This is a genomic window from Streptomyces sp. OR43 (assembly GCF_008042275.1).
In the GTDB taxonomy this organism is placed as follows: Bacteria; Actinomycetota; Actinomycetes; order Streptomycetales; family Streptomycetaceae; genus Streptomyces.
Genome location: NZ_RDBK01000043.1, coordinates 841,492 through 861,409, shown reverse-complemented (window position 1 = coordinate 861,409; position 19,918 = coordinate 841,492). Strand labels below are relative to the sequence as shown.

16 protein-coding genes, 2 pseudogenes and 1 riboswitch are annotated in these 19,918 nt (G+C 70.3%); of the genes and pseudogenes, 14 read left to right on the top strand and 4 right to left on the bottom strand.

From position 1 onward, the window contains the following. Positions 1-297 (bottom strand): annotated as a pseudogene (locus EAO72_RS22245) (glycosyltransferase); the annotation flags it as partial. On the opposite strand from EAO72_RS22245, the pseudogene EAO72_RS22240 reads away from it, so the two are divergent. The 14 genes and pseudogenes from EAO72_RS22240 to EAO72_RS22170 all read left to right on the top strand — a co-directional run. Further along, positions 296-889: pseudogene (locus tag EAO72_RS22240) on the top strand (serine/threonine protein kinase); the annotation flags it as partial. The pseudogenes EAO72_RS22245 and EAO72_RS22240 sit on opposite strands and share 2 nt — an antisense overlap. Positions 890-998: 109 nt before the next feature. Next, positions 999-1,967 (top strand): glycosyltransferase family 2 protein, encoded by a 969-nt coding sequence (locus tag EAO72_RS22235; protein ID WP_148019045.1) that lies wholly within the window; start codon positions 999-1,001, stop codon positions 1,965-1,967. After that, positions 1,964-2,365, top strand: coding sequence for a GtrA family protein (locus EAO72_RS22230; RefSeq protein WP_148019044.1), 402 nt, complete (start codon positions 1,964-1,966; stop codon positions 2,363-2,365). The genes EAO72_RS22235 and EAO72_RS22230 overlap by 4 nt, the downstream gene beginning before the upstream one ends. A gap of 137 nt (positions 2,366-2,502) precedes the next feature. Next, positions 2,503-3,159 carry a SurA N-terminal domain-containing protein gene (locus EAO72_RS22225; RefSeq protein ID WP_148019043.1) on the top strand — a complete coding sequence of 219 codons (657 nt, stop codon included), beginning with the start codon at positions 2,503-2,505 and terminating at the stop codon, positions 3,157-3,159. A gap of 33 nt (positions 3,160-3,192) precedes the next feature. Continuing rightward, positions 3,193-4,155, top strand: a complete 963-nt coding sequence (locus EAO72_RS22220) for a nucleoside triphosphate pyrophosphohydrolase (protein ID WP_148019042.1) — start codon at positions 3,193-3,195, stop codon at positions 4,153-4,155. A gap of 29 nt (positions 4,156-4,184) precedes the next feature. After that, the gene (locus EAO72_RS22215; protein WP_148019041.1) at positions 4,185-5,498 is read left to right on the top strand and encodes a cytochrome P450 family protein; all 1,314 of its coding nucleotides are present in this window, start codon (positions 4,185-4,187) and stop codon (positions 5,496-5,498) included. Positions 5,499-5,603: 105 nt separating this feature from the next. Then, positions 5,604-6,566 carry a transglycosylase family protein gene (locus EAO72_RS22210; protein WP_148019040.1) on the top strand — a complete coding sequence of 321 codons (963 nt, stop codon included), beginning with the start codon at positions 5,604-5,606 and terminating at the stop codon, positions 6,564-6,566. A gap of 301 nt (positions 6,567-6,867) precedes the next feature. Further along, positions 6,868-7,039: riboswitch (cyclic di-AMP (ydaO/yuaA leader) on the top strand. A gap of 4 nt (positions 7,040-7,043) precedes the next feature. Further along, on the top strand, positions 7,044-7,778 hold the full coding sequence (locus tag EAO72_RS22205) for a transglycosylase family protein (RefSeq protein WP_148019039.1): 735 nt from the start codon (positions 7,044-7,046) through the stop codon (positions 7,776-7,778). A 286-nt stretch (positions 7,779-8,064) separates the two neighbouring features. Beyond that, a complete protein-coding gene (eno, locus tag EAO72_RS22195; protein ID WP_024491435.1) occupies positions 8,065-9,345 on the top strand; it encodes a phosphopyruvate hydratase in 1,281 nt (426 codons plus the stop codon). Between the two features lie 117 nt (positions 9,346-9,462). Further along, on the top strand, positions 9,463-9,933 hold the full coding sequence (locus EAO72_RS22190) for an FtsB family cell division protein (protein WP_148019037.1): 471 nt from the start codon (positions 9,463-9,465) through the stop codon (positions 9,931-9,933). A gap of 68 nt (positions 9,934-10,001) precedes the next feature. After that, positions 10,002-10,541 (top strand): DUF501 domain-containing protein, encoded by a 540-nt coding sequence (locus tag EAO72_RS22185; RefSeq protein ID WP_148019036.1) that lies wholly within the window; start codon positions 10,002-10,004, stop codon positions 10,539-10,541. A 155-nt stretch (positions 10,542-10,696) separates the two neighbouring features. After that, positions 10,697-11,641 carry a Ppx/GppA phosphatase family protein gene (locus EAO72_RS22180; RefSeq protein ID WP_148019035.1) on the top strand — a complete coding sequence of 315 codons (945 nt, stop codon included), beginning with the start codon at positions 10,697-10,699 and terminating at the stop codon, positions 11,639-11,641. Positions 11,642-12,075: 434 nt separating this feature from the next. Continuing rightward, the gene (locus EAO72_RS22175) at positions 12,076-13,461 is read left to right on the top strand and encodes an NAD(P)/FAD-dependent oxidoreductase (RefSeq protein WP_148019034.1); all 1,386 of its coding nucleotides are present in this window, start codon (positions 12,076-12,078) and stop codon (positions 13,459-13,461) included. Between the two features lie 366 nt (positions 13,462-13,827). Next, complete coding sequence (locus EAO72_RS22170) at positions 13,828-15,132, top strand: SAM-dependent methyltransferase (RefSeq protein WP_148019033.1); 1,305 nt, start codon at positions 13,828-13,830, stop codon at positions 15,130-15,132. A 67-nt stretch (positions 15,133-15,199) separates the two neighbouring features. Here the strand turns inward: EAO72_RS22170 and EAO72_RS22165 are convergent, their stop codons facing one another. From EAO72_RS22165 to EAO72_RS22155, 3 genes are all read right to left on the bottom strand, one after another. Continuing rightward, positions 15,200-17,728 (bottom strand): ABC transporter permease, encoded by a 2,529-nt coding sequence (locus tag EAO72_RS22165; RefSeq protein WP_148019032.1) that lies wholly within the window; start codon positions 17,726-17,728, stop codon positions 15,200-15,202. Between the two features lie 100 nt (positions 17,729-17,828). Continuing rightward, entirely contained in the window at positions 17,829-18,599 is a 771-nt protein-coding gene (locus EAO72_RS22160; RefSeq protein WP_148019031.1) for an ABC transporter ATP-binding protein, read from the bottom strand. Positions 18,600-18,798: 199 nt separating this feature from the next. Then, positions 18,799-19,818 carry a LacI family DNA-binding transcriptional regulator gene (locus tag EAO72_RS22155; RefSeq protein WP_148019030.1) on the bottom strand — a complete coding sequence of 340 codons (1,020 nt, stop codon included), beginning with the start codon at positions 19,816-19,818 and terminating at the stop codon, positions 18,799-18,801. Positions 19,819-19,918 lie beyond the last annotated feature (100 nt).

Here is a 19,918-nt window from a genome sequence, read left to right as displayed (position 1 = left end):
GTATCCGGGGGTGTCGACGCCCTTCACCAGGGCGACGCCGACGATCCAGGCGGCGTAGACGAAGGCGAGGGACATCAGGAGCATGCCGAGGTAGAGCGCGGCGCGCAGCGGCTTGTTGTTGAAGGAGAGGAGTCCGTCGAGGCCGTAGTTCAGCAGTTTGCCGAAGGTCCAGGCGGAGCGGCCCTGTTCCCGGACGGCGTTTTCGTAGCTGAAGGTCGTGGTGGGGAAGCCGACCCAGGCGAAGAGGCCCTTGGAGAAGCGGTTGTACTCGGTGAGTTCGAGTACGGCGTCGGCCGCCCAGCCCGCACCGATGTCCGCGCGGCCGGACGTCGCCGMCSCCGTCGACGAGGTCAAGAGGCTGCTCGGCGAAGGCCGCATCACGCAGGCCGTCGACATGCTCGGCGGCATCCTCCCCGCCGCCGCCGAACAGCACGGAGAAGGCTCCCCGGTCGTCCGCATCCTGCGCAAGCAGTACGCGGCGACCCTGATGGACGACGGCCAGTACCGCCGCGCCCTGCCCGAACTGCGCCGCCTCGCCGACGACCGCGCCGCCGAGGCCGGACCCGCCGACCTCCAGACCCTGCAGTTCCGCTACGACGCCGCACAGTGCCTGGAACAACTCGGCGAACCCGCCGCCGCCCTCGCCGAGTACCGCGCGGTCCTCCCGTACTACGAGAACCAGTACGCGACGAACAACGACCCGGCACGCTCCTACGAGATCCGCCACCGCATCGGCCAGCTGCTCCTGGCCCTGGGCGACCACGCCGGCGCCCGCGGCCAGCTCCAGTCACTCCTGTACGACACCGAGCGGATGTACGGACCGCACCACCCACTGCCCGTCGAACTGCGCCGGCAACTGGAACGCCAGCTGAAGGTCAGAGGCGGCTGAACCGGCCCAGACCTCCGCCGCGGGCCCGCACGGGCCCGTTCACCCAATCGTCGCCCCCGGGCCACACCCGCCATCCGCGCCCGTCACGTTGACCGGCTGATGTACTTTCGTGCTGATCTCGCTGGTGGTGCCCTGCTTCAACGAGGAAGACATCCTCGAACGCTTCCATGAACGCGTGACGGATGAGATGACCCGCCTGGGCCATGCCTTCCAGCTCGTGTACGTGGACGACGGGAGTACGGACCGGACCCTGCCGATCCTCCAGGAACTGGCAGCGGCCGACCCCCGGGCCCGCTACGTCTCCTTCAGCCGCAACTTCGGCAAGGAAGCCGCCATGCTCGCCGGCCTCCAGCACGCCGAGGGCGACGCCGTCGTCCTCATGGACGCCGACCTCCAGCACCCGCCGGAGCTCGTCGGCCGCATGCTCCAGGAACACGCACAGGGCTACGACCAGGTGATCGCCCGCCGCACCCGCAAGGGCGACCGAGTCACCCGCACCCTCACCGCCCGCGCCTACTACTGGCTGATCAACCGCCTCGTCGATGTCGAACTCGTCGACGGGGTCGGCGACTTCCGGCTCCTCTCGCGGCGGGCCGCCGACGCCGTACTCGAACTCACCGAGTACAACCGCTTCTCCAAGGGCCTCTTCGCCTGGGTCGGCTTCCCCACCACGACCTTCAGCTACGAAAACGCCGTCCGGGAACAGGGCCGCTCCGCCTGGACCTTCGGCAAACTGCTGAACTACGGCCTCGACGGACTCCTCTCCTTCAACAACAAGCCGCTGCGCGCCGCGCTCTACCTCGGCATGCTCCTGATGTCCCTCGCCTTCGTCTACGCCGCCTGGATCGTCGGCGTCGCCCTGGTGAAGGGCGTCGACACCCCCGGATACGTCACCCTGCTCGTGGTGCTCACCGCGCTCGCCGGCGTCCAGATGGTGATGGTCGGAGTGGTGGGGGAGTACGTCGGCCGGATCTACTACGAGGTCAAGCGCCGCCCGCACTTCCTGGTCAAGGCCACCAACACCCAGGCACACCGGCCCGCTCGGGAGCCGGAACCCCTGGAGTTCGTACGCCGATGACGGTCAAGGCACAACTGGCCCGGTTCGCCCTCGTCGGCGCCGTGAACACCGGTACGTACTACGGCTGCTACCTCGTCCTGCTCCACTGGCTGCCGTACATAGCCGCACACGTGCTGGCCTTCGCGCTCAGCATGACCGGCTCGTTCTTCCTCAACTCCTACTTCACCTACCGCACCCGGCCCACCTGGCGGAAGTTCCTGCTCTTCCCGCTCACCAACGCAGCCAACTTCGTCATCACCACCGGCGGTGTCTACCTGCTGGTCGACCTCGCCGGATTCAGCAGCCGCTACGCACCGCTGGTCGCCGCGGCGGCCGCCATCCCCATCACCTTCGTCGTCTCGCGCACGATCATGCTGCGGCCCGACACCCCGCCGAAACCGGCCGAACGGGTCGGCTGAGCCACGCCGCCCCCACCCCACATCCCCAACTCCTCCCGAATCGTTGGTCGAATCAGTGGCCCGGACCGGTTTCACTCCTTAACATCGATCACCGCAAGGCTTTGTGCACCGCCGCACAATCTCCTCGGGAGGCTCCTTTGCACCGCCGCCGTCGCACCGCGCTCACCGTCTCCGCCGCACTGCTCGGCGCAGCGCCACTCCTCGCCGCCTGCGGCAACCAGGCCCACCCCGGTGCCGCGGCCGTCGTGGGCGGGGACCGGATCACGGTGGCCACCGTGCAGGGCCAGGTGGCGGACGTCCGCCGGGCGCAGGACAGCTCGAAGCAGGCCGCCCAGGTCACCAGCCAGTCCGGCCAGCTCGGCCGCGCCAAGCTGCACGGGCTGATCCTGGACCGCGTCCTGGACAAGGCGTCCGCCGACGCCGGGGTGACCGTCACCCGTGCCGAGATCCAGCAGATGCGGCAGCAGGCCGTCGCCCAGTACCAGGGGGAGGCCGGGCTGCGCGCGGCGGTGCTCCAGGAGCGCTGGATCGCCCCCGACCAGATCGACGCCTTCCTGCGCGAGCAGATCCAGCTGACCAAGCTCGGCCAGGCACTCGGCGCCGACCCGACGACCCCGGCCGGCACGAAGGTCCTCGGCGACGCGCTGAGCAAGGCGTCCAAGGCGCTCAAGGTCGACGTCAACCCGCGTTTCGGCACCTGGAACAACCAGCAGATCCAGCTCGCCGACTACAAGGCCCCCTGGATCAACCAGGTCACCAAGCCGGCCCAGTCGGCCGCGGAGGCCGGGGCCTGAGGACTGTCCGACGGCCGGGGTAGATTCGGCGGTGTGAACGCTGAAGACCCCGGCCGCATCGTCCTGCTCACCGCCAGCCACCGCGTCGCGCCCGGACTCCTGTCCTGGCCCGCCTGGCAGACCCTGCACGCCGCCGACCGGGTGCACTGCGGTGAACAGGACCAGCCGCAGCTGCCGTACCTCCGCGAGGCGGGCATCACCGTCACGCCCGGCGTGCCCGGCGCGCAGGAACTCGTCGACGCGTGCGCCGGCGGCCGGACCGTCGTCGTCCTCACCGGCGGCGAGGGCAACCAGCCGCTGACCGACGGACTGGCCCGCCTGGCCGGTTCCGGGCGGGTGCACATGCCGGACCTGGAGCTGCTGCCTGGTTCGTACGACCTTCCCGGCGCCCGGCTCCTCGACCTGGTCCAGGTCATGGACCGGATCCGCCTCGAATGCCCGTGGACCTCGCAGAAGACCCACAAGGGCCTCGCCAAGTACGCCATCGAGGAGGCGTACGAACTCGTCGAGGCGATCGAGGACGGCGACCGCGAAGAGCTCCGCGAGGAGCTCGGGGACGTACTGCTCCAGGTCGTCTTCCACGCGCGCATCGCGGAGGAGGACGAGGAGGAGCCCTTCTCCGTCGACGACGTCGCCGCCACCCTCGTCGAGAAGCTGATCCACCGCCACCCGCATGTCTTCGGCGACGAGACCGCCGAGACACCGGAGGACGTCCACGCGCACTGGCTGCGCACCAAGGCGATCGAGAAGCAGCGCGAGTCGGTCACCGACGGGGTGCCGCTCGGACAGCCCGGCCTGGCACTCGCCGCGAAGCTCGCGAGCCGGGCCCGTACCGCCGGACTCGACGTGGCGCTGCCCAGCGGCGACGACATCGGCTACCGGCTCCTCGCCCTGGCCGTGCGCGCCCAGGAGGACGGCATCGACCCGGAGGCGGCGCTGAGGGCCGCGGGGCGCGTGTACCGGGACGCCATCAGGGCGGCGGAGGGCGTCGGGTAGCGGCAGCAAGCAGCGGATAACGTCGGGGGGTGAACGACCGACCCGCCGACGCCCCCGCCGGCTGCCCCGCCCACGCGACGCCGCCCGCACCCGAACTCTTCACGTGGGAGTTCGCCACCGACCCGTACCCCGCTTACGCCTGGCTGCGCGAGCACAGCCCCGTGCACCGCACCACGCTGCCCAGCGGGGTCGAGGCCTGGCTGGTGACGCGGTACGCGGACGCCCGGGAGGCGCTCGCCGACAGCCGGCTGTCCAAGAACCCGGCGCACCATGCCGGGCCCGCGCACGCCAAGGGGAAGACGGGGATCCCGGGCGAGCGCAACGCGGAGCTGATGACGCATCTGCTGAACATCGACCCGCCCGACCACACCCGGCTGCGCCGCCTCGTGTCCAAGGCGTTCACGCCCCGGCGCATCGCGGAGTTCGCCCCGCGCGTGCAGGAGCTGACCGACCGGCTCATCGACGGGTTCATCGAGAAGGGAGAGGCGGACCTCATCCACGAGTTCGCCTTCCCGCTCCCCATCTACGCGATCTGCGACCTGCTCGGCGTGCCCCGCGAGGATCAGGACGACTTCCGCGACTGGGCCGGCATGATGATCCGCCACGGCGGCGGCCCGCGGGGCGGGGTGGCCCGTTCCGTGAAGAAGATGCGTGGCTATCTCCTGGAGCTGATCCACCGCAAGCGCGAGAACCCGGGGGACGACCTGATCTCGGGTCTGATCCGGGCGAGCGACCACGGTGAGCACCTGACGGAGAACGAGGCCGCGGCGATGGCCTTCATCCTCCTGTTCGCGGGTTTTGAAACGACCGTGAACCTGATCGGCAACAGCGTCCACACCCTGTTGGGGCACCCGGAGCAGCGTGCGCGGCTCCAGCGTTCCCTGGCCGCCGGGGAGACGGATCTGCTGGCCACGGGCATCGAGGAACTGCTGCGCCACGACGGCCCGGTGGAGCTCGCGACCTGGCGGTACGCCACCGAGGCGCTGACGATCGGCGGGCAGCGGGTCGGCGAGGGCGACCCCGTCCTCGTGGTGCTCGCAGCCGCCGACCGGGACCCCGGACGCTTCGACGGGCCGGACACCCTGGACCTTGCACGGCGTGACAATCAGCACCTCGGTTACGGTCACGGAATCCACTACTGCCTGGGAGCGCCGCTCGCCCGGCTGGAGGGGCAGGCCGCGCTCGCCACTCTGCTGAAGCGCCTTCCTGACCTGCGACTTGCGGGAGAACCTGCCGATTTGCGCTGGCGTGGCGGGCTCATCATGCGTGGACTGCGCACGCTGCCGGTGGAGTTCACCCCGGGGCCGGCGCACAAGGAAGGTGACACGCTGTCAACTCTGTGACTTTCACGTGATCTGCGCTGCATCGACTTGTGACATGCGTTCGAGTCCCGCTAGGTTCACCGTTCGACTCACCAGTCACTCGTCAGTCACACGGAAGGCATCCCCATGGGCTCCGCTAACGGCAGACACCGTCGCCCTCGGCAGGCACCCGCCATCATCGTCGCCGCAGGCGTGACCGGCTCGGCCATCGCCATCCCGCTGCTCGGCGCGGCAGGCGCGCACGCCGCCGACGCCTCGACCTGGGACCGCGTGGCCGAGTGCGAGAGCGGCGGTATGTGGAGCGCCGACCTCGGCAACGGCTACTACGGCGGCCTGCAGTTCTCGCAGGAGGTCTGGAAGTCGTACGGCGGCGAGTCGTACGCCGAGCGCGCCGACCTCGCCAGCCGCTCGCAGCAGATCGCCGTGGCGGAGAAGGTCCTGGAGGACCAGGGGCCGAAGGCGTGGCCGAGCTGCGCCGTCATCTCGGGGCTCGTCGTGGACAGCGGCCTGCCGGGCGTGGACCCGGGCAGTGCGCCGTCCGCCGACCCGACGGAAAGCGTGGACCCGTCCGCGAGCGCCGATCCGTCCGCGAGCACCGACCCGTCCGGGGACGCGACCCCGTCGGGCGATGCGTCCCCGGAGACGAAGGCACCGTCGGGCGACGCGAAGGACGAGGACGCGAAGCCGGACGCGTCGGCGTCCCCGTCGGCCACGCCCTCCGCCACCCCCTCCACGACGCCCTCGGGTGACGCCTCGGGCGCCGAGCAGGGTTCCTCCGGGCAGGAGAAGGGCGGCAAGCACCGCGGGACGCCGGCCCCCGAGGAGACCCGGGAGAGCGGCCGCGGTGGCGACCGGGACGCGGGAAGGCACGCCTCGCGCGGTGACGGTGGCGCACGCGGCACCGGAGCCCCGGCTGCTGACGGTGCGTACACCGTCCGCGCGGGCGACAACCTCTGGGCGATTGCTGATGCACAGCAGCTGCCCGGCGGGTGGACGGCTCTGTACGAGGCCAACAAGGCCGAGGTGGGTTCCGACCCCGACCTCATCCTGCCTGGCCAGAGCCTCGATCTCGGCGTGAAGGCCGGATGAGCGCAGTCTGATGATCAGCTGAAAACACCCCAAATATTGGGGTAGTTAAGAGGCCTATGTCCCACTTTTGACCAAGTGAGACATGGGTCTCTTTGCGTGAACTGGCGCGTCTTGTTGGGGAGGTCCCGCCGCAGCCGTCCTCACCTGCGCAAACGATGCTTCCTCGGGTGCAAGTAAGGGCTGTTTATACGGTATGTCCATCTTTGGATATGCGGGTTGGTTGTGTTTACGGTCGGAACCGCTCGCACCGCGGGCCCCGTCGATCGTCACGCCGAATCCTGCCGTCGGTCGAAGGGAACAGACGCGTAAAGCGCCGTAGGCAGGAGCGGGGGACCCAGGTAAGCGCCGGGCCCGATCGTCGCAAGACGCATCAGGACCGGCTTGGGGTGAAGTCGCGTGCTAGGACGTGCGACCGGGCAACTCACTTGGCCCGAACCCGACAGCTCACCTCGCAGGCGTCGGTGAGGAGAAGTCTCGATGCTGCTCAACAGCAAGGGCAACAAGCACCGTCGCCCGTCCAAGGCCGTCCGTATCGCCACGCTCGCCGGTGTCACCGGTGCCGCCATCGCCGTCCCCCTGATGGGTGCGACCGGCGCCTCCGCCGCCTCCGTCTCCACGTGGGACGCCGTCGCCCAGTGCGAGTCCGGCGGCAACTGGTCCATCAACACCGGCAACGGTTACTACGGTGGCCTGCAGTTCTCGCAGTCCAGCTGGGCGGCCGCGGGCGGCACCCAGTACGCGGCCCGCGCCGACCTGGCCACCAAGGCTCAGCAGATCGCCACCGCCGAGAAGCTCCTCGCCCTGCAGGGCCCGGGCGCCTGGGCCTGCGCCGGCGCCGGCAACCTGAGCAACGACGGTGTCGACCCGGGCGTCGACACCGGCTCCTCCGCCACCAAGACCGAGACCGCCCCGAAGCAGGAGTCCGCGCCGGTCCAGAAGGCCGAACCGAAGAAGGCCGAGCGCACCGAGGCCCCCGCCACGAACCGCTCGGACCGCGCCGCGGCCCCGAAGAAGACGGTCACCACCCCGACCGGCAAGAAGGTCGCGAAGGGTGACGGCGAGTACAAGGTCGTCACCGGCGACTCCCTGAGCAAGATCGCCGCCGACCACAAGGTCGAGGGCGGCTGGGAGCAGCTCTTCAAGCTGAACAAGGACATCGTCACGGACGCCGACCTGATCTACCCGGGTCAGCAGCTCCACCTGACGAAGTAGTCGCGATCTCTCCTCGCTGATGACCCCGGCCGCCCCGGCCCGGTGCGCACCCTCCCCCCGTGCGTGCCGGTCCGGGGTGGGCCGGTTTCTGCGTCGATCGTTCAACTGTTGTCGTTACTGACCAGTAAATTTCTGGCCTTTTGCCCCGCTGTGCCTGCCCTTGGGTCCTTTTTCGTCCCAGGGGACGGGCGGTCGGCCGGTTGGGGCGGCCGGGCCGGTTAGGCTCTTGTCGCAAGGCCAAAGCGACCCTGCACCACAAGCGTCACATCCCAGAAGGAGATGCCTCGTGCCGTCCATCGACGTCGTCGTAGCCAGGGAAATCCTCGACTCCCGCGGAAACCCCACGGTCGAGGTCGAGGTCGGCCTCGACGACGGCAGCACGGGCCGTGCTGCTGTTCCGTCCGGCGCCTCCACCGGCGCGTTCGAGGCCATTGAGCTTCGCGACGGCGACCCCAACCGCTACCACGGCAAGGGCGTCGAGAAGGCCGTCCTCGCCGTGATCGAGCAGATCGGCCCGGAGCTCGTCGGCTACGACGCGACCGAGCAGCGGCTGATCGACCAGGCGATGTTCGACCTGGACGCCACGGAGAACAAGGGCTCGCTCGGCGCCAACGCCATCCTCGGCGTCTCCCTCGCCGTGGCCCACGCCGCCTCCGAGGCCTCGGACCTGCCGCTGTTCCGCTACCTCGGTGGCCCGAACGCGCACCTGCTGCCCGTTCCGATGATGAACATCCTCAACGGTGGGTCGCACGCCGACTCCAACGTGGACATCCAGGAGTTCATGATCGCGCCGATCGGCGCGGAGTCGTTCTCCGAGGCCCTGCGCTGGGGCGCCGAGGTCTACCACACGCTGAAGAAGGTCCTGAAGACCAAGGGCCTGTCCACGGGTCTCGGTGACGAGGGCGGCTTCGCGCCGAACCTGGAGTCGAACCGCGCCGCCCTGGACCTCATCGTCGAGGCCATCAAGGAAGCCGGCTACGCCCCGGGCAAGGACATCGCGCTCGCGCTCGACGTCGCCGCCTCGGAGTTCTACAAGGACGGCACGTACGAGTTCGAGGGCAAGTCCCGCTCGGCCGCCGAGATGACCGAGTACTACGAGGAGCTCGTCTCCGCGTACCCGCTGGTCTCCATCGAGGACCCGCTGTACGAGGACGACTGGGCCGGCTGGAAGGTCATCACCGACAAGATCGGCGCCAAGGTGCAGATCGTCGGCGACGACCTCTTCGTCACCAACCCGGAGCGTCTGGCCCGCGGCATCGAGGAGGGCTCGGCCAACGCCCTGCTCGTCAAGGTCAACCAGATCGGTTCGCTGACCGAGACCCTGGACGCCGTCGAGCTGGCCCAGCGCAACGGCTTCAAGTGCATGATGTCGCACCGTTCCGGCGAGACCGAGGACGTCACCATCGCCGACCTCGCGGTCGCCGTGAACTGCGGCCAGATCAAGACCGGCGCCCCGGCCCGCTCGGACCGCGTCGCCAAGTACAACCAGCTGCTGCGCATCGAGGAGATCCTCGACGACGCCGCCGTGTACGCCGGCCGCTCGGCGTTCCCGCGCTTCAAGGGCTGACCCGCACAGCAGGCCCGGAAAAGCCCGGCGGGCTCAAGTGCCCCGGCCTCCGTCCGTCCCCGCACTCGGTCCCGTACCGTGTGCGGGGACGGACGTGCGTAATGGGGAGGCGGAGACATGGCCGCGAAGGACCGGGACCGGTTCTCCACCGCGACCCGGCTGCGGTTGCTCGGTGAGCAGACCGCAGCCCGCGTCTACCGCTCCCAGAACCGCCGTCAGGCCCGTCGCTCCCGGCTCACCGGCCGGGCCGCCTTCCTGGCCCTGGTGGTCTGCTCGCTGATCGTCGCCCTCGCGTATCCGATGCGGCAGTACGTCTCGCAGCGGGACGAGATCGCCGACCAGGAGAGGCTCGCGCAGGAGGCCGAGGCCCGCACCGAGGAGCTGCGCGACGAGAAGGCGCGGCTCCAGGACGACGCGTACATCAAGCGGCTGGCCCGCCAGCACCTGCACTACCTTCTTCCCGGGGAGACCGGCTACACCGTGGTCGACCCCGACGCGGTCAAGGAGCGCAACGGGACGCCGGAGGAGACCGACCGGCCCTGGCACTCCAACCTGTGGGACGGCGTCGACAGCGCCGACCGCGGCTGAGCCACCGCACGCCCTTCCACCTCTGCAGAACCGCAGTTCGAGCAGTCCGATCAGAACCCTAGGCAGGCATGGAAACGCCCCCTCCCCAGACCGAGTCCACCGCGCCCACCGACGCGGACATCGCCGCGTTCCAGCAGCAGCTGGGGCGCCCGCCGCGGGGGCTGCGCGCGATCGCGCACCGCTGCCCGTGCGGCAACCCGGACGTGGTCGAGACGCAGCCCCGGCTGGAGGACGGTACGCCGTTCCCGACGACGTTCTACCTGACGTGCCCGCGTGCGGCGTCCGCGATCGGCACGCTGGAGGCGAACGGGGTCATGAAGGAGATGACCGAGCGCCTCGGTACGGACCCCGAGCTGGCCGCGGCGTACCGGGCCGCGCACGAGGACTACCTCGCGCGGCGTGACGCCATCGAGGTGCTGGAGGGCTTCCCGAGCGCGGGGGGCATGCCGGACCGGGTGAAGTGCCTGCATGTGCTCGTCGGGCACTCGCTGGCCGCGGGACCGGGGGTGAACCCGCTCGGGGACGAGGCGATCGCGATGCTGCCGGAATGGTGGCGCAAGGGGCCGTGCGTGTCGCCGTGCGGCGCGCCGGACGGGGACGAGGGCTGAGGTCCCTCTCGGGGGCTCCGCCCCCGGACCCCTGCTACTCAATCGCCGCAGGGGCTTGATTCGGGGGCTCCGCCCCGGACCCCGCTCCTCGATCTCCCCCCAGACTTCGTCCGGGGGGACCCCCAGGGGCTTGTTTTGCTGGAGAGGCTGAAGAGATGACACGCGTGGCCGCCATCGACTGCGGTACCAACTCGATCCGTCTGCTCGTCGCGGACGCCGACCCCATCACCGGGGAACTCGTCGAGCTCGACCGGCGGATGGAGATCGTCCGGCTGGGGCAGGGCGTCGACCGGACCGGGCGGCTCGCCCCGGAGGCGTTGGAGCGGACGTTCGCCGCCTGTCGGCAGTACGCCGCGGTGATCAAGGAGCACGGGGCGGAGAAGGTCCGCTTCGTCGCGACCTCCGCCTCCCGGGACGCGGAGAACAGGGACGACTTCGTCCGTGGCGTCCTGGACATCCTGGGCGTCGAGCCCGAGGTGATCACCGGAGACCAGGAGGCCGAGTTCTCGTTCGACGGGGCCACCAAGGAGCTCGCCGGGCGGGACGACCTCGCCAAGCCGTACCTCGTCGTGGACATCGGCGGCGGGTCCACCGAGTTCGTCGTCGGCGACGACCGGGTCCGGGCGGCCCGGTCCGTGGACATCGGCTGCGTCCGGATGACCGAGCGCCACCTCACGCGGGACGGGGTGGTCACTGACCCGCCCGCGCCGGAGCAGGCGGACGCGATCCGTGCCGATGTCGCAGCCGCGCTGGACCTGGCCGAGGAGACCGTGCCGCTCACCTCGGCGGGCACGCTCGTCGGCCTCGCCGGGACGGTCACCACCATGGCCGCCATCGCGCTGGGGCTCGATGAGTACGACTCCGAGGCGATCCACCACTCCCGGATCTCCCTGGAGCAGGTCCGGGAGATCGCCGGGCGGCTCCTCGCCTCGACCCACGCCGAGCGTGCGGCGATCGGCGCGATGCACCCGGGCAGGGTCGACGTGATCACCTCCGGGGCGCTGATCCTGCTGGCCGTGATGGAGCGGAGCGGCGCGCGCGAGGTGGTCGTCAGCGAGCACGACATCCTCGACGGCATCGCCTTCTACGCGGCCCGCTAGGGCAGGTCCGCAGAGTGCCGTGGATCCTGCTCATCAGCACTCCGGCCTGCACTTCTGAGCCCCTCCGGAGGGCCCCGCGGGTGCCTTCGGCGACACGTCGCCACGAAGTTCGTGAACTTCTTCACAAGGAATTGCGCCCCCGGGGGCGGACTTCTGCTCCGAACGGGCCCGCGGGAGGGTGTGCGGGGTCGCCCGCCTCGCGTACGGGGCGGTTCCGGGTGTGTTGCGGGTGTGTGAATCGGAGGGGTGGTTCACCCCGCTCGGCGGCTCAAGGGCCAGCTCACAAGCGGTGAACAACGTTCGCCAGGGTGCCGTGGTTCCCCTGTCGGCCCATGACCTGGGTCACGTGGGCGGCGAAGTGTAGCAGAGGGTGGGCCATACCTTGTGAAGGGGCTCACGAGCGTGCCCCCCGAGGGGGGTGGATACTCGATGGCATGAGCACCACGGAGCGTCCCAGGATCCTCGTAGTAGGCGGTGGGTACGTAGGCCTGTACGCAGCTCGGCGCATTCTGAAGAAGATGCGCTACGGCGAGGCGACCGTCACGGTCGTCGACCCCCGGTCGTACATGACCTACCAGCCCTTCCTCCCCGAAGCTGCTGCCGGCAGCATCTCGCCTCGGCATGTCGTCGTCCCGCTGCGACGCGTGCTGCCCAAGGCCGAGGTCCTCACCGGCCGCGTCACGACCATCGACCAGGACCGCAAGGTCGCCACGGTTGCGCCGCTCGTCGGCGAGGCCTACGAGCTGCCCTTCGACTACCTGGTCATCGCGATGGGCGCCGTCTCCCGTACCTTCCCGATCCCCGGCCTGGCCGAACAGGGCATCGGTATGAAGGGCATCGAGGAGGCCATCGGCCTGCGCAACCACGTCCTCGAGCAGCTGGACAAGGCTGACTCGACGACCGACGAGGACGTCCGCCGCAGGGCGCTGACGTTCGTCTTCGTGGGCGGCGGTTTCGCCGGCGCGGAGACCATCGGCGAGGTCGAGGACATGGCCCGCGACGCGGCGAAGTACTACACGAACGTGAAGCGCGAGGACATGCGCTTCATCCTCGTCGACGCCGCCGACAAGATCCTTCCCGAGGTCGGCCCGAAGCTGGGCACCTGGGGCCGCGAGCACCTGGAGTCCCGCGGTGTCGAGGTCTTCCTCTCGACCTCCATGGACTCCTGCGTCGACGGTCACGTGGTGCTGAAGAACGGCCTGGAGGTCGACTCCAACACCATCGTGTGGACCGCCGGTGTGAAGCCGAACCCGGCACTGGCCCGTTTCGGTCTGCCGCTCGGCCCGCGTGGCCACGTCGACACCACCGAGAAGCTCCAGGTGCAGGGCACCGACTACATCTGGGCCGCAGGCGACAACGCCCAGGTGCCGGACATGGTCGGCCGCAAGGCCGGTAACCCGAACGCCTGGTGCCCGCCGAACGCCCAGCACGCGCTGCGTCAGGCCAAGGTCCTCGGCGACAACGTCATCTCCGGGATGCGCGGCTTCCCGCAGGGCGAGTACAGCCACGCCAACAAGGGTGCGGTCGCCGGTCTGGGCCTGCACAAGGGCGTCGCGATGATCGTCATGGGCAAGGTGAAGATCAAGCTCAAGGGCCGTCTCGCCTGGTACATGCACCGTGGCTACCACGGCATGGCGATGCCGACCTGGAACCGCAAGATCCGGATCTTCGCCGACTGGACGCTGGCGATGTTCCTCAAGCGCGAGGTCGTCTCGCTCGGTGCCATGGAGACTCCGCGCGAGGAGTTCTACGAGGCCGCCAAGCCCGCGCCGGCCCCCGCCGCCGCGAAGCCCGTGAGCGAGAAGGCCAAGGCCTCCTAGCCCCGCCCGGACGGAAGGGCCTTCGGGCGTCGTGCGACTGTCTGTCGCGGATCCCCGGATCCGCGACAGACAGTCGCACGACGCCCGAAGGGGCCGTCCGCCATCCGTGGTGCGGACGGCCCCTTCGGCGTATCGGCGCAGGCCGGCGCCGCAACCGGTGCGGGAGCGCGGGGGCCAGCGCCCCGGCGGATGCATGTGCCGTACAGGTATTTTGCCGTTCCGTTGCGCAGTAGCGGGATGGCCAGGCCGCCGGAAACTGTTGAAGGGGTGTACCTCGCCGTGGCGCCAAGGGTGCCGGGGCGTGGTCCGAGGCATGCGTGGGCATGTCTGGGCACGTTGGGAAACACCATCACGGAGGTGTGCGCCATGGCAGACGCCGCATTGCGGCTGACCGCTCTAGCCCAGGAGTTGCTGGGAGAACCCCTACCGGTCCGCATCCGGGCCTGGGACGGCAGCGAGTCCGGCCCGCCCGGCGCCCCCGTCCTCGTCATCAGGAACCGCCGTGCCCTGCGCCGGCTGCTCTGGAAGCCGGGCGAACTGGGCCTCGCCCGGGCCTGGGTGGCCGGAGAACTCGATATCGAAGGCGATCTGTACGCGGCCCTGGACCTGATGGCCGGGCTGATCTGGGAGCGCGGCGGGGAGGCCAAGGACAGCGTCCACCCGGTCCGCGACCCGAAGCTGCGCGCCGCGGCCAAGGGGCTGCTGCAACTGGCCGGCCCGTGGCCCCCGCCCCCGCCGCCGCCCGAGGAGGTACGCCGGCGCAGCGGCACGCTGCACACCAAGCGCCGCGACAAGGAGGCCATCAGCCACCACTACGACGTGGGCAATGACTTCTACGCACTGGTCCTCGGTCCGTCCATGGTCTACTCCTGCGCCTACTGGGAGGACGGCGGCAACCTCGAGGACGCCCAGCGCGACAAGCTCGACCTGGTCTGCCGCAAGCTCGCCCTGAAGGAGGGCGACCGCCTCCTGGACGTCGGCTGCGGCTGGGGCTCCATGGCCATCCACGCCGCCCGCGAGTACGGCGCCCGCGTCACCGGAGTGACCCTCTCCGTCGAGCAGGCCGCCTTCGCCAGGAAGCGCATCGCCGAGGAGGGCCTGACCGACCGGATCGAGATCCGGGTCCAGGACTACCGGGACGTCAGGGACGGCCCGTACGACGCCATCTCCTCGATCGGCATGGCCGAACACGTCGGCTCGGTCCGCTACCGCGAGTACGCCGACGACCTCTACGCACTCCTCAAGCCCGGCGGGCGCCTCCTCAACCACCAGATCGCCCGCCGCCCGGAGAAGGACGAGTCCGCGTACCACGTGGACGAGTTCATCGACGCCTACGTCTTCCCGGACGGCGAACTGGCCCCGGTGGGCCGGACCGTCGCGACCCTCGAAGAAGCCGGTTTCGAGGCCCGCGACGTCGAGTCGCTCCGCGAGCACTACGCCCTGACCCTGCGCCGCTGGGTCGCCAACCTGGAGAAGGAGTGGCCGCGCGCGGTGAAGATGACCTCGCCCGGCCGGGCCAGGGTCTGGCGCCTCTACATGGCCGCCTCCGCCCTCTCCTTCGAGCACAACAAGATCGGTGTGAACCAGATCCTCGCGGTCCGCCCGGCCGACGGCGGGGGCGCCCGCATGCCGCTGCGCGCCCGCGACTGGAAGGCCGACGCGACCGGCTGAGCCGCACAGCGGAAGGGGGCCGGTGCCGCGACTGCGGACACCGGCCCCCTCTGTCGTACGGGTGCCGCTACTCGGTCTTGATGGCCGTCAGCATGTTCAGCTTCGCGGCGCTGCGGGCCGGCCACAGGGCGGCCAGGACCCCCACGAGCCCGGCCAGGACCAGGAAGACCGCGATCCGGCCCCACGGCACGACCAGGACGTACTCCGGGATCTCGGACGCCACGGTCTGCCCGATCGCCCAGCCGAGGAACATGCCGAGCCCGATGCCGACCACCGCGCCGAACAGCGAGATGACCACCGCCTCCAGCCGGATCATGCGCTTGACCTTGCGCCGGTCCAGGCCGATGGCGCGCAGCATGCCGATCTCCTGCTGACGCTCGAACACCGACATGGCGAGGGTGTTGACGACCCCGAGCACCGCGATGATCAGCGCCATGGCCAGCAGGCCGTACATGATGTTCATCGCGAGGTTGATGGAGCCGCCGAACATGTCGCGGATGTCCTTGCGGTCCATGACGCTCATGCCGGGGTTGTCGCCCAGCGCGTCCACCAGCGCCTGCTCGTGGGCCGCGCTCGCGCCGCCGTCCGTCTTCACCCAGATCTCGCGGATGTCCGCACGGGCCTGGTGCGGGGCCACGATGTCACGGGGGATCAGGACCGGCGAGAGGAACTCGTTGTCCTTGTAGAGGGCGCCGATCTTCAGGCTGCCCTTCTTGTCGTCCTCGTACGTGACCGGGACGGTGTCGCCGGTCTTCCAGCCGTGCGACTTCGCGGTCTTGTCCGAGACGGCGATCTGACCCTCGGCCAGGGAGTCCAGGGAGCCCGAGCGGGTGTCGACGGTGAGGACCTTCTCCACATCGCCGGGGGTGACGCCGGACGCCGAGAGCGAGGTGTCGCCGATGTCGAGCCAGACCGCCTGCTGCGGCGAGACGGCGGTGACGCCGGGGGCCTTCTCCAGGGCGGTGAGCGCCGACTCGTCGAGCGCGTCGCCGCTGGCCATCGAGATCATGTAGTCGGCCCTGATGTTGTCCGTCGTCATCTTGTCGACCGCCTGGCCGAGGGTGACGCCGAGCACCGAGATGCCGGTGACGAGGGTGAGGCCGATCGCCAGCGCGGAGGCGGTGGCGCCTGTACGCCTCGGGTTGCGGACCGCGTTCTGCGCGGCCAGCTTGCCGGAGACCCCGAACAGCCGTCGCAGCAGCGGGCGCACCAGGGCGATCACCGGCCGGGACAGCAGTGGGATCAGGATGATGATGCCGATCAGGGCCAGGAAGGAGCCGCCCGCGATGAGGAGCTGGCCGTTCGACCCGGCCTGTGCCGCGCCGCCCACGACCGCCGCCCCGCCGAGCAGGGTGATGATGGCACCGATCGAGTTGCGCAGCACCAGGGACTTCACCGTGGCCACGGCGTACTGGCTGTTCATCGCCGCGACGGGCGGGATCTTCGCGGCGCGGCGGGCGGGCAGCCAGGCGGCCAGCACGGTGATCAGGACGCCGACGCCGAAGGCGGCGATGACGGTGGCCGGCGCGACGACCAGGGGCCCGGCCGGGATCTTCCCGCCGATCAGGCTCATCGCGGAGCGCAGCCCGGTGGCGAGGCCGAGGCCCAGCGCGAAGCCGACGACGGACGCGATCAGGCCGACGACGGCCGCTTCGAGCAGGACGGAGCGCTTGACCTGGCGGCGCGAGGCGCCGACGGCGCGCAGCAGCGCGAGCTCCTTGGTGCGCTGGGCGACCAGCATGCTGAAGGTATTGGCGATCAGGAAGACGCCGACGAAGAGCGCGATGCCCGCGAAGGCGAGCAGCAGCTTGTTGAGGCTGCTCAGGGCGGACTCGGTCTGGTCGGCCTGCTCGTCCGCGCGGACCTGGCCGGTCTTGGCCTCGGCGTCCTCGGGCAGCAGCGGCTTGACGGCGGCCAGCAGCTGCTCGTCGGAGGCACCGGGTGCGGCGGTGACGGCGACGTCCTTGAACTCGCCGGGCCGCAGGAACAGCTGCTGGGCGACGGGGGTGTCGAACAGGACCAGGCTGCCGCCGGCGTTGACCGCGCCGTCCTCGGTGGTGAAGACCCCGGACAGGGTGTACTCCTTCACCGGCCCGTTGGTGGCGACCCGTACCTTGTCGCCGACCTCGTACTCGCCCTTCTTCGCGGTGTCCTTGTCCAGGGCGACGCTGTCGGCGGCGGTCGGTCCGGAGCCGTCGGTGAAGGTGTACTGGGCGTCCTGCCCGTCCTTGCCGGGGGCGAAGTTGGACCCGGTGTTGGACCAGCCGTTGCCGATGAGCTTGCCGTCGGGGTCGGCCACTCCGGCGAAGCCGTCGACGCGGCCGGTGGCGGAGGCGACGCCGTCCAGGTCCTGGATCTTCTTCAGGGTGGCGGCGTCGATGGCGGCGGTCTTCTCGTCGCGCGGGTCGGCGTAGGTGGTGACGGCGACGGCGATGTCGTCGTAGCTCTTCGCCGACTGGTTGCGGAAGGCGTTGCCGAGGGTGTCGGTGAAGACCAGGGTGCCGGAGACGAAGGCCACGCCGAGCATCACGGCGAGGACGGTCATCAGCAGCCTGGCCTTGTGCGAGAGCACATTGCGCAGGGCGGTACGGAACATGTCTGTCAGTCCTGGGAGGGGGAGGGGTTCCGGATGGGGTGGCGGCGAGGTCCTGCCGGGAACTGCGGACAGGACCCGGGGCCCGGGAAGGGGCCGGGGCTCAGCTGGTGCGGCCCTTGGAGTCGAACGCCTTCATCCGGTCCAGCACCCCGTCCGCGGTGGGGTGCAGCATCTGGTCCACGATCGCCCCGTCCGCGAGGAAGATCACCCGGTCCGCGTAGGAGGCGGCGGCCGGGTCGTGGGTCACCATCACCACGGTCTGGCCCAGTTCGCGCACCGAGTTGCGGAGGAAGCCGAGGACTTCGGCGCCGGAGCGGGAGTCCAGGTTTCCGGTGGGCTCGTCGCCGAAGATGATCTCGGGCTGGGAGGCCAGGGCGCGGGCGACCGCGACGCGCTGCTGCTGGCCGCCGGAGAGCTCGGTGGGGCGGTGCTTCAGCCGGTCGGCGAGGCCCACCATCTCGATGACCTTGTGCAGCCACGCCTGGTCGGGCTTGCGGCCCGCGATGTCCATCGGCAGCGTGATGTTCTCCAGCGCCGTCAGCGTCGGCAGCAGGTTGAACGCCTGGAAGATGAACCCGATCTTGTCCCGGCGCAGCTGGGTGAGCTGCTTGTCCTTGAGGGCCCCCAGCTCCGTCTCGCCGATGCGCACGGAACCGCCGGTGAAGCTGTCGAGACCGGCGACGCAGTGCATCAGCGTGGACTTGCCGGAGCCGGACGGGCCCATGATCGCGGTGAACTCGCCCTGCGGGAAGTCCACGGTGACCCGGTCCAGGGCGGTCACCTTGGTCTCGCCCTCCCCGTAGACCTTCGACAGTTCCGTGGCGCGGGCGGCCACCGCGGTGGCGCGGTGAGCGGTGGACATGGTGGTCACGGGAGACTCCAGGGTCGGGTGCGTACGGGACGGGGGCCCGCCCGGCGGCCACGCCGGGCGGCGGGGGCCCGGGGCAGGGGCACTGCTCCATCCTCTCCGCCGGCCGGCCGCCGGTCGTCACTCCCGATGCCCGTTCCGGGGGCAGCCTTGAGTCGCACCGCGCAGGGCCCGGTGTCCTCCTGCGGTATGACACCGCCCCCTACCGCGGTGGTGCCGTGGAACCGCGCGGGACGAGCCGGGCCGCCGCGTCCTCGTAGCCCGTCGCCGCGCCGTCGGCGACGAGGGACAGCAGGATGCGTGCGGCATGGCCCCCGTATGCCGGGATGTCGCGGCTCAGTGCGGTGAGCGGCGGGCGGACCACGCGGGAGAGCTGGGAGTCGTCCCAGGCGACGAGAGAGAGGTCGGCCGGTACGTCCAGGCCCATCTCCTGGGCCACGGACAGACCGGCGACGGCCATGATGTCGTTGTCGTAGACGACGGCGGTGGGCCGTCGCGGCGAGCTGATCAGGCGTCGCGTCGCGTGCGCCCCGTCCTGGCCGGAGTAGTCGGTGTGGACGATGACGGGCTCGCCGAGCCCGAGTTCGGCGCAGATCCCGGCCTGGGCCCGGTCGCGCAGGTCCGTGTGGTTGAGGCCGGGAAGCCCGGCGACCCGGGCGATGGACCGGTGGCCCAGTGCGGTCAGGTACGTGAGCGTGTCCCGGAGCGCCGTGTACTCGTCCGACCATACGGAGGGGAGCGGTCCGGCCGCCGAGGGGTGGCCGATCACCACGGCCGGCAGGCCCAGTTCGGCGACGCCCTCGATGCGCGGGTCGGGGCTGCGCAGATCGGCGAGGAACACGCCGTCCACCCGGCCCTCTCCCCACCAGCGGCGGTAGACCTCCAGTTCCTGCGCCGGATCGGTGACGACCTGGAGGAGCAGGGCGCAGCCACGCGGCGAGAGTTCGCTCTCGATGCCGCTGATCAGCTCCATGAAGAAGGGCTCTACGCCGAGCAGCCGGGCGGGCCGGCAGAGGGCGAGGCCCACGGTGTCGGCCCGGGCGCGGGTGAGGGCGCGGGCGGCACTGTTGGGCTGCCAGCCGATCTCCTGCGCGATGGCCTTGATGGTGGCGCGGGTCGTGGCGGAGACGCCCGGACGGTCGTTGAGGGCGTAGGACACCGCGACCTTGGAAACCCCGGCCCGGCGGGCTATATCGGCGATCGTGGGGCGGTGCCTGGGCAATGCGACCTCGCTTAACCGGTTCGTATTACATGAAACGCCTTGGACTCCGGCCCTCTCGCGTGCGGCTCTTCTCCTGGAGCGATGATCGCTCAACTGGCCC